The following is a 14,447-nucleotide window of genomic DNA, read 5'->3' on the forward strand; positions in this document are numbered from 1 at the left end:
GGTTATGCCAGCGTACTAATATGGGCTAATTGCTCGAAATAGTCCGGGAAGGTCTTCGCTGTACATTTCGGATCAAGAATGGTGACCGGCGTATCAGACAGCGCCACCAGCGAGAAGCACATCGCCATACGGTGATCGTTATAAGTCCCGATTTCCGCAAGCTGCAGTTTGGCTGGCGGTGTCACGCGGATATAGTCTTCGCCCTCTTCCACTTCGGCCCCGACTTTACGCAGCTCCGTCGCCATCGCAAATAAGCGATCGGTCTCTTTTACGCGCCAGTTATAAATGTTGCGTAGAGTGGTCGTTCCTTTGGCAAACAGCGCTGCCGTCGCGATGGTCATTGCCGCATCGGGAATATGGTTCATATCCATATCGATTGCGTTCAATTCACCACGAGTGCAGGCAATATAATCATCGCCCCAGACAACAGTCGCGCCCATTTTTTCCAGCACATCGGCAAAACGAATATCGCCCTGCACGCTGTTACGGCCTATACCGGTCACTTTCACCGTGCCGCCTTTAATTGCACCGGCCGCGAGGAAATAAGAAGCAGAAGACGCATCGCCTTCGACCAGATAATGGCCCGGCGACTGGTATTGCCGCGCACCACGCACAACAAAGCGTTGATATTGCTGGTTTTCAACCTCAATACCGAATGTCTTCATCAGATGCAGCGTGATATCAATATACGGTTTGGATACCAGGTCACCTTTGATAGTGATAACCGTGTCGTTGGGTGCCAACGGGGCTGTCATCAACAATGCGGTTAAGAACTGGCTGGAAACGCTGCCGTCGACGCTCACATCACCGCCAGTAAAACCACCGCGCAAATGCAGCGGCGGATAATTTTCCTGCTCGAGGTAATCAATCCTTGCCCCGCCCTGACGAAGCGCTTCGACCAGATGACCAATCGGGCGCTCTTTCATACGCGGCTCGCCAGTGAGCACAATATCGTTCTCGCCAAGGCACAGTGCAGCGGCCAACGGACGCATCGCGGTTCCTGCGTTACCCAGAAACAGCTCCAGTTTTTCTGCTGAGTGCAGCGGACCACCAACTCCCGCCACTTCACACCGGGTACGATCGGCAGACAACGTGTAATGAACCCCCAGCGCGCTGAGGGCATTGAGCATGTGGCGCACATCATCACTGTCGAGCAGGTTAGTCAGGACAGTCGTGCCACGAGCAAATGCAGCCAGCAACAAGGCGCGGTTGGAGACACTCTTTGAACCAGGCAAATTGATGGTGCCATCTACTCGCGCGATGGGTTGTAACGTCAGGGATTCCATGAAACTTCACTCTCTACAAACAGAATAAAACCCCCGCAGTCAAACTACGGGGGTACGTCAAAACAGTGTGATTAACCGTGGCGGCGTTCGAAATCGACCATAAAGTCAGTGAGCGCCTGCACGCCAACCAGCGGCATCGCATTATAGATAGATGCACGCATCCCGCCGACAACACGGTGGCCTTTCAGCGCATGCAGACCCGCAGCAAACGACTCTTCAAGGAAGACTTTATCGAGCGCGCTGTCCGCCAGTTGGAACGGCACATTCATGCGCGAACGGTTCGCTTTCGCCACATCGTTGCGGTAGAAATCGCTGTTGTCGATCACGCCGTACAACAGGTCAGCTTTTTGCTGGTTGATTTCGTCCATTGCCGCCACGCCACCCTGTTTTTTCAGCCACTTAAACACCAGCCCAGAGAGATACCAGGCGAAGGTCGGCGGCGTGTTAAACATCGAGTCGTTTTCGTTCAGCACGGAATAGTCAAGGATCGACGGGCAAGCCTGATGCGCTTTACCCAGCAGATCGTCGCGCACAATCACCAGCGTCAAACCCGCCGGGCCAATATTTTTCTGTGCGCCTGCGTAAATCACACCAAAGCGGCTTACGTCAATCTGGCGAGAGAGAATAGTCGAGGAGAAGTCAGCAGCAACAACCACGTCACCGAAGTCCGGCGTTTCATCGATCGCGATACCGTCAATCGTTTCGTTTGGACAGTAGTGCAGATAGGCCGCATTATCACTCAGTTGCCAGTCACGCATCGGTTTCACCGCGCGCAAACCATCAACAGTGGTTTTGGCGTCAATAACGTTCGGTGAGCAGTATTTTTTCGCTTCTTTTACCGCGCTCGCCGCCCAATAGCCCGCATCAACGTAATCTGCGGTGGTTTTATCGCCCAGCAAGTTCAGCGGAACGCCCGCAAACTGGCCGCGACCGCCGCCGTGACAGAACAGAACCTTATAGTTAGAGGGAATATTCAGCAGGTCGCGAAAATCCTTTTCTGCTTCTTCCGCCACGTGGATAAATTCTTTACCACGATGGCTAATTTCCATCACCGACGTGCCAAGGCCTTGCCAGTCGCACAATTCTTGTTGCGCTTGTTTGAGCACATCCGCCGGTAATACTGCCGGGCCAGAACTAAAATTAAAGACCTGAGTCATTTCCCCTCACCACGCTATAAAGCAATAAGTTATTCCTGTGACATCGGTTTTATCATTCAGCGCTACGCGCCGCAACGGGTAATGGGCGACAGCGCCAGGATGTGCGCTAACTCACATAGCAGAAAGTTTTGTTTGCCCACTGCAGACCCGATAAAAACGCTGTTATGTCACGCGAACGGCCCGGCTTGCCTTCGACCATTCCGGATTTGCACAACGCGGGCAAGATTGTTTTTCCCCTTTTTGCATGGCGACAATTTTACTGCAACGGACACAAACATAATCCCCCGTTTCGGGAACCGTCGTGAAACGCTCACTGCAACCTTCAGGCAAAATACATAACCCAGGTTTCACCTCATCGTCCGGGAAGTAGTAAACGCTGATTTGACCGTTGGTTTCCATTATTGCCAGACGAATCTGTCCGAGTTGTTCCACGCCACTTAAACGTAGCTCCATAAAGAACTCGAACTCGGTCATGTTTGCCGCATGCACCTTTTCCCACGCCAGTTCACCATTTTCAACGATGACAACCGGTTTGCCTTCCAGCAAATCTTCCAGCTTTTCGCTGTGCGACATCAGCCACATCACAAACCGATAGAGCAACGCTAAAGTGATAAAAACCACCAGCACCGGCAGCATGGGAACATCGTCGTAGAAAGCGACATCCCCGGCGGCCGATCCCAATGTCAGGATTATCAGCACCTCAAACAGGGACATCTGGCGTACGCCGCGTCGCCCGGTGATTTTGAGAAATAAAAAGACCAAAACAAAGGTATAGACACTACGCAGTGCGACTTCCCCGAGAAAATCAAGAGGGACCTTGTCGAGCGCCATACGGTGCAGATCAAATGCTTTCATTTTTTATGCCTGAACAGTTCGTTATTTTTCTTAATCATAGCCAGAACTTTTATTTTCGTCGGTCAGATGTGGAAGATAGCGTCAGTCACGCAAAACCCGTATCATTGCGCGCTTTACGTACGAAAAAAGTGACCGCCATGACTCAAACATTTATTCCCGGCAAAGATGCCGCGCTGGAAGATTCCATCGCCCGTTTCCAGCAAAAGCTCACCGATCTCGGTTTTAACATCGAAGAGGCCTCATGGCTGAACCCGGTGCCAAACGTCTGGTCTGTACATATTCGCGATAAAGAGTGCGCGCTGTGCTTCACCAACGGCAAAGGTGCGACCAAAAAAGCCGCACTGGCCTCTGCGCTGGGCGAGTATTTCGAGCGTCTTTCCACCAACTACTTCTTCGCTGACTTCTGGCTGGGTGATGCTATCGCACAGAGCCCGTTCGTCCATTATCCGAATGAGAAATGGTTCCCACTGCCAGAAGATGACTCCCTGCCGGAAGGCATTCTGGATGCGCGTCTGCGTGCCTACTACGACCCGCAGAACGAACTGGCTGCAGGGATGCTCGTTGATCTGCAATCCGGCAACGATGAGCGCGGTATCTGCGCCCTGCCGTTTACCCGCCAGTCTGATGAGCAGACGGTTTATATCCCGATGAATATTGTCGGCAACTTATACGTTTCGAACGGCATGTCAGCCGGGAACACGCGCAATGAAGCCCGCGTGCAGGGGCTGTCAGAAGTGTTCGAACGCCATATTAAGAATCGCATTATTGCCGAGAGCATCAGCCTGCCAGAAATCCCGCAGGAGGTGCTGGCGCGCTATCCTGGCGTTGTCGAAGCGATTGCTAAACTGGAAGCGGAAGGTTTCCCGATTTTTGCTTACGACGGTTCTCTGGGCGGTAAATATCCGGTTATCTGCGTGGTCCTGTTCAACCCGGCCAACGGCACCTGTTTTGCCTCTTTTGGCGCACATCCTGATTTCGGCGTGGCGCTTGAGCGTACCGTTACCGAGCTGCTGCAAGGCCGCGGGTTGAAAGATCTGGATGTTTTCACACCGCCAACCTTTGATGATGAAGAAGTGGCTGAACATGCCAACCTCGAGACTCACTTTATCGACTCCAGCGGCTTGATCTCCTGGGATCTGTTCAAGCAGGATGCAGATTATCCGTTTGTTGACTGGAGCTTCGCAGGTACGACTGAAGAAGAGTTCGCCACACTCATGGCTATCTTTAAGGCAGAAGATAAAGAAGTCTATATTGCCGATTATGAGCATCTGGGCGTTTACGCCTGCCGTATTCTGGTACCAGGTATGTCCGATATTTATCCGGCGGAAGATCTGTGGCTGGCGAACAACACCATGGGCAGCCATTTGCGCGAAACCATCCTCTCTTTGCCAGGCAGTGAATGGGAAAAAGAGGAGTACCTCAACCTTATCGCGCAGCTTGATGACGAAGGTCATGATGACTTCACCCGCGTTCGCGAACTGTTGGGGCTGGCGACCGGCAAAGACAATGGCTGGTACACGCTGCGCATTGGCGAACTAAAAGCGATGTTGGCGCTGGCAGGCGGCGATTTGGATCAGGCATTAGCCTGGACTGAATGGACGATGGAATTCAACGCCTCGATCTTTAGCGCCGAACGGGCAAATTACTACCGCTGCCTGCAGACATTATTGTTACTGGCACAGGAAGAAGAACGCGAGCCGCTGCAATATCTGAATGCATTCGTACGTATGTATGGTGCGCAAGCAGTTGAAGCCGCCAGCGCCGCATTGAGCGGTGAAGAGCCGTTCTATGACCTGCAACCGGCAGACGGTTCCTTGCAGGCATTCCCGGCGCATCAGTCACTGTTAGCGGCTTACGAAAAATTACAACGAGCCAAACGGGCATTCTGGTCGAAATAGCGACAAGTAGTACGACAATATGTAGGCTTAATGCGTGGTCTACGCTATATTACGGGGCAATTTCATTGCCCCGTTTTATTTATTTTTGGGCGATGACAGCCATATGTAATATTAAAGTTAAATATGGGTAAATATAATTATCCACTCCAACGAATAATGTTACTTCTTATGGCAATTACTCCATTTTAATTAACTGATTTTTGGGAGGTCACATAAAAAATTTCAACTCATTTTGCAATTTTTAAAATTTATTTTTATTTTGATAATCAACAAGTTACTCCGCATTCGTAGAAAAACCACGCTCTTTGCGGTCCTATAAGCCAGGCGAGATATGATCCATATCAAATTCTCTTCTATAATGCTTTGTTAGTATCTCGTCGCCGACTTAATAAAGAGAGAGTTAGTGTGAAAGCTGACAACCCTTTTGATCTTATTCTTCCAGCCGAGATGGCCAAAGTTGCCGAAGAAGCTGGTGTCTATAAAGCGACTAAACATCCGCTTAAGACTTTCTATCTTGCGATTACCGCAGGTGTGTTTATCTCCATTGCTTTCGTTTTCTACATCACCGCCACCACAGGTACCGGCGCAATGCCGTACGGTATTGCTAAACTGATCGGTGGTATCTGCTTCTCATTGGGGCTGATTCTTTGCATCATCTGCGGTGCGGATCTCTTCACTTCAACCGTACTGATTGTCGTAGCGAAAGCGAGTGGGCGTATCACTTGGGGGCAACTGGCCCGTAACTGGATTAACGTCTATGTCGGCAACCTGGTGGGGGCGCTGCTGTTTGTGCTGTTAATGTGGTTATCTGGCGAGCATATGGTCGCCAACGGTGGCTGGGGTTTAAACGTGCTACAAACCGCAGACCATAAAGTACACCACACATTTATTGAAGCCGTTGCGCTTGGCATTCTGGCTAACCTGATGGTTTGCATGGCCGTGTGGATGAGTTATTCCGGCCGCAGTCTGATGGACAAAGCCATGATTATGGTTCTGCCGGTGGCGATGTTTGTTGCCAGCGGTTTTGAGCACAGCATTGCGAATATGTTTATGATCCCGATGGGTATTGTAATCCGCAACTTTGCAAGCCCGGAGTTCTGGACCGCAGTTGGTTCCAGCCCGGAAAGTTTCTCTCACCTGACCATTATGAATTTCATCACTGATAACCTGATCCCTGTAACAATCGGGAATATCATTGGTGGAGGATTATTAGTCGGGTTGACATACTGGGTCATTTACCTGCGTGGCAACGACCATCATTAATGGTTGTTTCAGGCAGTAAATAAAAAATCCACTTAAGAAGGTAGGTGTTACATGTCCGAGCTTAATGAAAAATTAGCCACAGCCTGGGAAGGTTTTGTAAAAGGCGATTGGCAAAACGCAGTAAACGTACGTGACTTTATCCAGAAAAACTACACCCCGTACGAAGGCGATGAGTCCTTCCTGGCTGGCGCTACTGACGCGACCACCAAACTGTGGGACAAAGTCATGGAAGGCGTTAAACTGGAAAACCGCACCCACGCGCCAGTTGATTTTGACACCTCCGTTGCCTCAACCATCACATCTCACGACGCTGGTTACATCAATAAAGCGTTAGAGAAAATTGTTGGTCTGCAGACTGAAGCTCCGCTGAAACGCGCAATCATCCCGTTCGGCGGCATCAAAATGGTTGAAAGCTCCTGCAAAGCGTACAACCGCGAGCTGGATCCGCAACTTAAAAAAATCTTCACCGAATACCGCAAAACCCATAACCAGGGTGTATTCGATGTTTACACCAAAGACATTCTGAACTGCCGTAAATCCGGCGTTCTGACCGGTCTGCCGGATGCTTACGGCCGCGGTCGTATCATCGGTGACTACCGTCGCGTTGCGCTGTACGGTATCGACTATCTGATGAAAGACAAATACGCACAGTTCCTGTCTCTGCAATCTGACATGGAAAATGGCGTAAACCTGGAAGCAACTATCCGTCTGCGTGAAGAAATTGCTGAACAGCATCGCGCACTGGGTCAGATCAAAGAGATGGCGGCAAAATATGGCTGTGATATCTCTGCTCCGGCTACCAACGCTCAGGAAGCAATCCAGTGGACCTACTTCGGTTACCTGGCCGCTGTTAAGTCTCAAAACGGCGCTGCAATGTCCTTCGGTCGCGTATCCACCTTCCTGGACGTGTACATCGAACGTGACCTGAAAGCAGGCAAAATCACTGAGAAAGACGCTCAGGAAATGATTGACCACCTGGTCATGAAACTGCGTATGGTTCGCTTCCTGCGTACACCTGAATATGATGAACTGTTCTCTGGTGACCCGATTTGGGCAACTGAATCTATCGGTGGTATGGGCGTTGATGGCCGTACACTGGTTTCCAAAAACAGCTTCCGTTTCCTGAACACTCTGTACACCATGGGCCCGTCTCCGGAACCGAACATCACTGTTCTGTGGTCTGAAAAACTGCCGCTGAACTTCAAAAAATTCGCTGCAAAAGTCTCCATCGATACTTCTTCTCTGCAGTACGAGAATGATGACTTGATGCGCCCGGACTTCAACAACGATGACTACGCGATTGCATGCTGCGTAAGCCCGATGGTTGTGGGTAAACAAATGCAGTTCTTCGGTGCGCGTGCTAACCTGGCGAAAACCATGCTGTACGCCATCAACGGCGGCGTTGATGAAAAACTGAAAATGCAGGTAGGTCCGAAATCTGAACCTATCAAAGGCGACGTTCTGAAGTTCGACGAAGTGATGGAACGTATGGATCACTTCATGGATTGGCTGGCTAAACAGTACGTCACCGCACTGAACGTCATCCACTACATGCACGACAAATACAGCTACGAAGCTTCACTGATGGCGCTGCACGATCGTGACGTTATCCGTACCATGGCTTGCGGTATCGCTGGCCTGTCCGTAGCGGCTGACTCCCTGTCTGCTATCAAATACGCGAAAGTTAAACCGATTCGTGATGAAGACGGTCTGGCTATCGACTTCGAAATCGAAGGCGAATATCCGCAGTTTGGTAACAACGACGCTCGCGTTGATGATATGGCGGTTGACCTGGTTGAACGTTTCATGAAGAAAATTCAGAAACTGACCACTTACCGCAACGCTATCCCGACTCAGTCTGTTCTGACCATTACTTCTAACGTTGTGTACGGTAAGAAAACGGGTAATACCCCGGATGGTCGTCGCGCTGGTGCTCCGTTCGGACCGGGTGCTAACCCGATGCACGGTCGTGACCAGAAAGGTGCTGTTGCCTCTCTGACTTCCGTCGCTAAACTGCCGTTCGCTTACGCTAAAGATGGTATCTCTTACACCTTCTCTATCGTGCCGAACGCGCTGGGTAAAGACGACGAAGTACGTAAAACCAACCTGGCGGGTCTGATGGATGGTTACTTCCACCACGAAGCGTCCATCGAAGGTGGTCAGCACCTGAACGTGAACGTAATGAACCGCGAAATGCTGCTCGACGCGATGGAAAACCCGGAAAAATATCCGCAGTTGACCATCCGTGTTTCCGGTTATGCCGTGCGTTTTAACTCCCTGACTAAAGAACAGCAGCAGGATGTTATTACTCGTACTTTCACTCAGACCATGTAATGGTATTGACTGAAACTACGCAGTAATAAGCGTATAATAAAGGCTCCACGACTGTGGGGCCTTTTTAACGCCTGAAGTGTGCTTCGTCAGCCATCTATACTTGCTGGATGTCTGCCAAAACAGACTTAGCGCAGAAGGAATTAAACTGCGCAGACACAGGCCCCGGATGGGCCACATCTGGAGAAAACACCGCAATGTCAGTTATTGGTCGCATCCACTCCTTTGAATCCTGCGGCACGGTCGACGGCCCGGGCATCCGTTTCATCACCTTCTTCCAGGGCTGCCTGATGCGCTGCCTGTATTGCCATAACCGCGATACATGGGATACACACGGTGGCAAAGAGATCACCGTTGAAGAACTGATGAAAGACGTCGTTACCTATCGGCACTTTATGAACGCCTCCGGCGGTGGCGTAACGGCATCCGGTGGGGAAGCAATCTTGCAGGCGGAATTCGTTCGCGACTGGTTTCGCGCCTGTAAAAAAGAGAGCATCCACACCTGCCTCGATACCAACGGCTTTGTGCGCCGTTACGATCCGGTGATTGATGAATTGCTGGAAGTTACCGATTTGGTGATGCTCGATCTGAAGCAAATGAACGATGAGATCCATCAGAATCTGGTAGGCGTATCCAATCATCGAACCCTTGAATTCGCCCAGTATTTATCGAAGAAAAATATCAACGTATGGATCCGTTACGTCGTTGTGCCCGGCTGGTCTGACGATGACGATTCTGCACACCGCCTTGGTGAATTTACCCGCGACATGGGCAACGTCGAGAAAATCGAACTCCTTCCCTATCACGAGCTCGGTAAACATAAATGGGTGGCGATGGGTGAAGAGTACAAGCTGGACGGTATTCACCCGCCGAAAAAAGAGACGATGGAGCGCGTTAAAGGTATCCTGGAACAGTACGGTCACAAAGTGATGTACTGAGCCCTCTCTGAGACAAAAAAGCCACAACGCACCGTTGTGGCTTTTTTATTGCTAACCAGGGGAGCGACCTTCAGCAAAGGAAGTGAGATCTCCGTTTTAGCGCTACCAGGATTTAAACTCAGCAAACGTCTGGCACCTTTTTAAGGTTTCAGTAGCCTCTACAGGGACAAACCATCACTTTTATAAAAACTCATTTTGACTTGTCAAACGGTATACATCAGGCGTGTGCCACTGGCGTTGGATGATGTCCTGCTTTGCGCATCAGCATCACCAGATAGATAAACGACACACCAGCAATCATGATAAACAGCAAGCTATCTGAATAACTTTGCATCAGCATTGCGGTCAGCGTCGGACCAAGCAGGCTGCCAATGGTGTAACTCAATAGCAGCGCCTGGTTCATTGCCACCAGTTGATGATGTTCCACTTTCTCACAGGCCCATGCCATCGCCACCGGGTAAAGGGTAAAACCCGCCGTCCCGAGCACAAAAAGCGCGGGTGCCATGGCTGCATTGCTCAACATCGCAAAACAGCCCACGATCACGACAAACACCTGCACACGCAGCACCAGCAGACGACCAAAACGATCTGCCAGCCGACCAATCGGCCACTGACCTACGATACCGGCGCTGACCATCAGCGCCATCCAGAAACCAATGCCTGAATCGCTAATCCCCTGGTGGGAAAGATAAAGCGGCATCAAGCCGTACAGCGAACCAAGGATGATCCCGGAGATAATACAGCCATTCACGCCCAGGCGAGCATGGCGCAGACGCAACATCGGCCATACCGAGGTCGGAGCCTGTTCTTCGCTCTGCTGGTTGACAATGCGGGTAAATAGTAGCGGCAGGATCGCCGCCAACACCAGCGCAGTCGTCCACGGTAGCACACTCATCAGATCTGTCGGTAATTTACTGACCATTACCTGGCCAAGCACTGTGCCGACGTAGTAAACCATCATATAGGCTGCCAACAAGCGCCCACGATTGCGCGATGTGCCGCTACACATTAAGGCGCTTTCCACAACTACCCAAATCATCGCACAGCCTACGCCAGCGACGAAGCGCCAAACCATCCAGCTCCAGAAGCCAATCATCAACCCCAGGCCAACACAGCCTGCGGCAAAAATCAGCGAAGCAAGATAATAACTGCGGTTAAAACCCAGACAGCGAATTAAACGCCCGGTCAGTAACGTACCCAGCAAGTTGCCAGTGAAATAGGAAGAACCCACCATCCCCACCTGCCAGGTCGGTAAATTTTCGTGGGTGAGCCAGAGCGGCACGAGCGTATTTAGCGTCGCGATCGCCAGCGTCAACAGCATTAAGCCACAGAGCAATAGCAGCACTGGCCGGGTATAGATGGACATGGGTAAAAACCGTGAGGAAGTTCAGTTTGCGTGCGCATCATGCCACCGGTAAGAACATTGTCAATCCACGGATTTTAGACGCTGACATATTTTGCACCTCGACGATTCGTAAAACTTATCCAGCATTGGGCTTAACAAAGGACGATACGATTCCCCCTATTGATAATGAAAGAATATTTTTGCAAATAGACGGAATTGTCGGTCGAAAAAATTCATGATGAATACCGGAACAAAAAGACTGAAACAGACGCGGAAAAGGTGAGGTAAAATTATTCACCTGCACAGCAGGCAGTAATGATTTTGTCCCGAAAAGGCGCGCCAAAAACTCTAAAAGTAGCTTCTGGCAGAGCTATAAAATTTTGATCCAAAACCAGGTGCTCGCTGCATACATCTCCAAGACGCCGCTTTTCTTTTATCAGTAAAAAACGACCTGCAAAGCAGACGATATAGATAACGACTTTAAAATGCGGACTAAAAACCCTGGAAGAAAGTCTTACCCGTTCGTTAGCTGTAAACCCAGAGACAGTTAGGCAAAGAGCTGAGCACGCTCACGGCGTCTGGTTTTAAATCAGCAATAAAAAAGCGCCCGCAGGCGCTTTCAGAATTAACATTCACTGCAAGCAGATTAGCCGATAAACTCAAGGCCATTCATGTACGGACGCAATACTTCCGGTACTTCAATTCGACCATCAGCCTGCTGATAGTTTTCCATTACCGCCACCAGCGTACGGCCAACTGCCAGACCGGAACCATTCAGCGTATGAACCAGACGGGTTTTCTTGTCAGACTTGCTACGGCAGCGCGCTTGCATACGACGAGCCTGGAAATCCCATACGTTAGAACAGGAAGAGATTTCGCGGTAAGTATCCTGTGCCGGCACCCACACTTCCAGATCGTAGGTTTTGCACGCACCGAAGCCCATATCACCCGAGCACAGCAGCACTTTACGATAAGGAAGCCCCAGCAGCTGCAACACTTTCTCAGCGTGGCCGGTCATCTCTTCCAGCGCCGCCATAGAATCTTCCGGGCGAACGATCTGCACCATTTCAACTTTATCGAACTGATGCATACGGATCAGACCACGCGTATCACGCCCATAAGATCCCGCTTCTGAACGGAAACATGGCGTGTGGGCAGTCATTTTGATCGGCAGATCATCTTCATCAATGATCTCATCACGCACCAGGTTCGTCAGCGGAACTTCGGCAGTCGGGATCAACGCGTAATTACTGCTGTCTGCTTCTTCTTCCAGCGGACGAGTGTGGAACAAATCACCCGCGAATTTCGGTAACTGCCCGGTGCCGTACAATGTATCCTGGTTGACCAGATACGGAACATAGTTCTCTGCGTAGCCATGCTGTTCAGTGTGCAAGTCCAGCATGAACTGTGCCAGCGCACGGTGCATACGCGCAATCTGCCCTTTCATCACAACAAAGCGAGAGCCTGTAAGTTTCACCGCTGCGGCGAAATCCAACCCGCTGTGCATTTCACCCAGCGTTACGTGATCGCGAATGTCGAAATCGAATTTGCGCGGCGTACCCCAACGGCTGACCTCAACGTTGTCGTTTTCGTCACGGCCTACTGGAACACAATCGTCTGGCAGGTTGGGGATCGTCAGTGCGATGTCGCGGATCTCCGCCAACAGGGTTTCCAGCTCCGCTTTAGCCGCGTCCAGCTCTTCACCCAGTTTGTTCACTTCCAGGCGTAAAGGCTCGATATCTTCCCCGCGTGCTTTCGCCTGGCCAATGGATTTCGATCGCGAGTTGCGTTCCGCCTGCAAGTTTTCAGTATTAACTTGCAAGACTTTACGACGCTCTTCGAGCGCACGTAATTTATCTACGTCCAGCTTAAAGCCCCGGCGTGCCAGTTTTTCAGCGACTGCGTCTGGCTCGGTACGCAGCAGATTGGGATCGAGCATGCTTTTCCTGTGCTTATCGAATTGAAATAAAAGGATACGACCGCAGCCTGCGGTCGACGGTGTAAGCCGTAACCTTACCGCAACGCCCGCCCTAGCGATAGCGTTTTATAGGGCTTTTATGATCCTGTTCGGTAAGCCAGGCGAGCTTTTCGCCAATCTTACCTTCAAGGCCTCTTGTCGAGGGATGATAATAGCGCGTCTGCGCCAGTTCTTGCGGGAAATACTCTTCACCGGCCGCATAGGCATTGGGTTCATCATGAGCGTAGCGATACTCTTGTCCGTAACCCATCTCTTTCATTAGCTTGGTTGGCGCATTACGCAAATGAACTGGCACATCATAATCGGGGCGATCGCGCGCATCAGCCAGCGCCGCTTTGAACGCCGAATAAACCGCATTACTTTTCGGCGCACAGGCAAGGTAGACGATCGCCTGAGCAATCGCACGCTCACCTTCTGCAGGACCAACGCGCGTAAAACAATCCCAGGCTGCAATCGCGACCTGCATCGCACGCGGATCGGCGTTGCCTACATCTTCAGAGGCAATTGCCAGGCAGCGTCGCGCGACATATAAAGGATCGCCGCCAGCCGTGATAATTCTCGCATACCAATAAAGCGCCGCATCCGGCGCACTGCCGCGGACCGATTTGTGCAACGCGGAAATTAAATCGTAAAAACGATCGCCTTTATTGTCGAAACGGGCGCTGCGTTCACCGGCAATTTCCGTAAGCAGTTCTGGCTTTAATACACGCTTGCCGGAATTGTCGAGTTCCGCCATATCCGCCATCATCTCAAGCGTATTAAGCGCCCGGCGCGCATCACCGCCAACTAGCTCGGCAATTGCCCGCCGGGTTTCATCCGGCAGAACAATATCCTGCCCGCCGTAACCGCGCGCTTTGTCTTCCATCGCCTGCGTTAAGACCTGTTCGATATCCTCGGTGGTCAGCGATTTAAGCAAATAAACGCGCGCACGAGACAGCAATGCAGAATTGAGTTCAAAAGAGGGGTTTTCCGTCGTCGCGCCAATAAAAGTGATAGTGCCATCTTCAATATGTGGCAGAAAAGCGTCCTGCTGGCTCTTATTAAAACGATGAACTTCATCGACAAACAGAATGGTACGGCGCCCGGCATTACGGTTTTGACGCGCACGCTCAATAGCTTCGCGGATCTCTTTCACCCCGGAGGTCACTGCCGAAATACGCTCCACATCTGCATTGGCGTAACGCGCAATCACTTCGGCGAGCGTGGTTTTGCCCGTTCCAGGCGGTCCCCATAGAATCATGGAGTGTAAGTGTCCGGCTTCAATCGCGCGCGGGAGCGGCTTACCCGGCGCAAACAGATGTTGCTGACCAATGTACTGCGCTAAATTTTCTGGCCGCATACGCGCGGCCAGAGGTTGAAACGCATTATCGGAAAAGTCGAGCGACATGTTACTCAT

10 protein-coding genes are annotated in these 14,447 nt (G+C 51.1%); 4 read left to right on the forward strand and 6 right to left on the reverse strand.

Annotation, left to right across the window (positions count from 1 at the left end; genetic code table 11):
* Positions 1-2 precede the first annotated feature (2 nt).
* The 3 genes from aroA to ACFX4O_RS01305 form a co-directional block, all read right to left on the reverse strand.
* Positions 3-1,286 carry a 3-phosphoshikimate 1-carboxyvinyltransferase gene (aroA, locus tag ACFX4O_RS01295; protein WP_380206743.1) on the reverse strand — a complete coding sequence of 428 codons (1,284 nt, stop codon included), beginning with the start codon at positions 1,284-1,286 and terminating at the stop codon, positions 3-5.
* A 71-nt stretch (positions 1,287-1,357) separates the two neighbouring features.
* Positions 1,358-2,443 carry a 3-phosphoserine/phosphohydroxythreonine transaminase gene (gene serC / locus ACFX4O_RS01300; RefSeq protein WP_380206745.1) on the reverse strand — a complete coding sequence of 362 codons (1,086 nt, stop codon included), beginning with the start codon at positions 2,441-2,443 and terminating at the stop codon, positions 1,358-1,360.
* Positions 2,444-2,605: 162 nt separating this feature from the next.
* Positions 2,606-3,298 carry a DUF421 domain-containing protein gene (locus ACFX4O_RS01305; protein WP_131410953.1) on the reverse strand — a complete coding sequence of 231 codons (693 nt, stop codon included), beginning with the start codon at positions 3,296-3,298 and terminating at the stop codon, positions 2,606-2,608.
* Positions 3,299-3,435: 137 nt separating this feature from the next.
* Between ACFX4O_RS01305 and ycaO the strand changes: the two genes are divergently transcribed.
* From ycaO to pflA, 4 genes are all read left to right on the forward strand, one after another.
* Positions 3,436-5,196 carry a 30S ribosomal protein S12 methylthiotransferase accessory factor YcaO gene (gene ycaO, locus ACFX4O_RS01310; RefSeq protein WP_131410951.1) on the forward strand — a complete coding sequence of 587 codons (1,761 nt, stop codon included), beginning with the start codon at positions 3,436-3,438 and terminating at the stop codon, positions 5,194-5,196.
* A 405-nt stretch (positions 5,197-5,601) separates the two neighbouring features.
* Positions 5,602-6,459, forward strand: coding sequence for a formate transporter FocA (gene focA, locus ACFX4O_RS01315; RefSeq protein WP_131410949.1), 858 nt, complete (start codon positions 5,602-5,604; stop codon positions 6,457-6,459).
* 51 nt (positions 6,460-6,510) lie between these two features.
* A complete protein-coding gene (gene pflB, locus ACFX4O_RS01320; protein ID WP_131410947.1) occupies positions 6,511-8,793 on the forward strand; it encodes a formate C-acetyltransferase in 2,283 nt (760 codons plus the stop codon).
* Between the two features lie 194 nt (positions 8,794-8,987).
* Positions 8,988-9,728 carry a pyruvate formate lyase 1-activating protein gene (gene pflA, locus ACFX4O_RS01325; protein WP_017456180.1) on the forward strand — a complete coding sequence of 247 codons (741 nt, stop codon included), beginning with the start codon at positions 8,988-8,990 and terminating at the stop codon, positions 9,726-9,728.
* A 217-nt stretch (positions 9,729-9,945) separates the two neighbouring features.
* Here pflA and ACFX4O_RS01330 read toward each other — a convergent pair whose 3' ends face one another.
* The 3 genes from ACFX4O_RS01330 to rarA form a co-directional block, all read right to left on the reverse strand.
* Positions 9,946-11,094 (reverse strand): MFS transporter, encoded by a 1,149-nt coding sequence (locus ACFX4O_RS01330; protein ID WP_380206749.1) that lies wholly within the window; start codon positions 11,092-11,094, stop codon positions 9,946-9,948.
* A gap of 625 nt (positions 11,095-11,719) precedes the next feature.
* On the reverse strand, positions 11,720-13,012 hold the full coding sequence (serS, locus tag ACFX4O_RS01335) for a serine--tRNA ligase (protein ID WP_017456177.1): 1,293 nt from the start codon (positions 13,010-13,012) through the stop codon (positions 11,720-11,722).
* A gap of 91 nt (positions 13,013-13,103) precedes the next feature.
* Complete coding sequence (gene rarA / locus ACFX4O_RS01340; RefSeq protein WP_131410943.1) at positions 13,104-14,447, reverse strand: replication-associated recombination protein RarA; 1,344 nt, start codon at positions 14,445-14,447, stop codon at positions 13,104-13,106.

It is taken from the genome of Kosakonia sp. YIM B13571, from assembly GCF_042788095.1.
Lineage (GTDB): Bacteria > Pseudomonadota > Gammaproteobacteria > Enterobacterales > Enterobacteriaceae > Kosakonia > Kosakonia quasisacchari.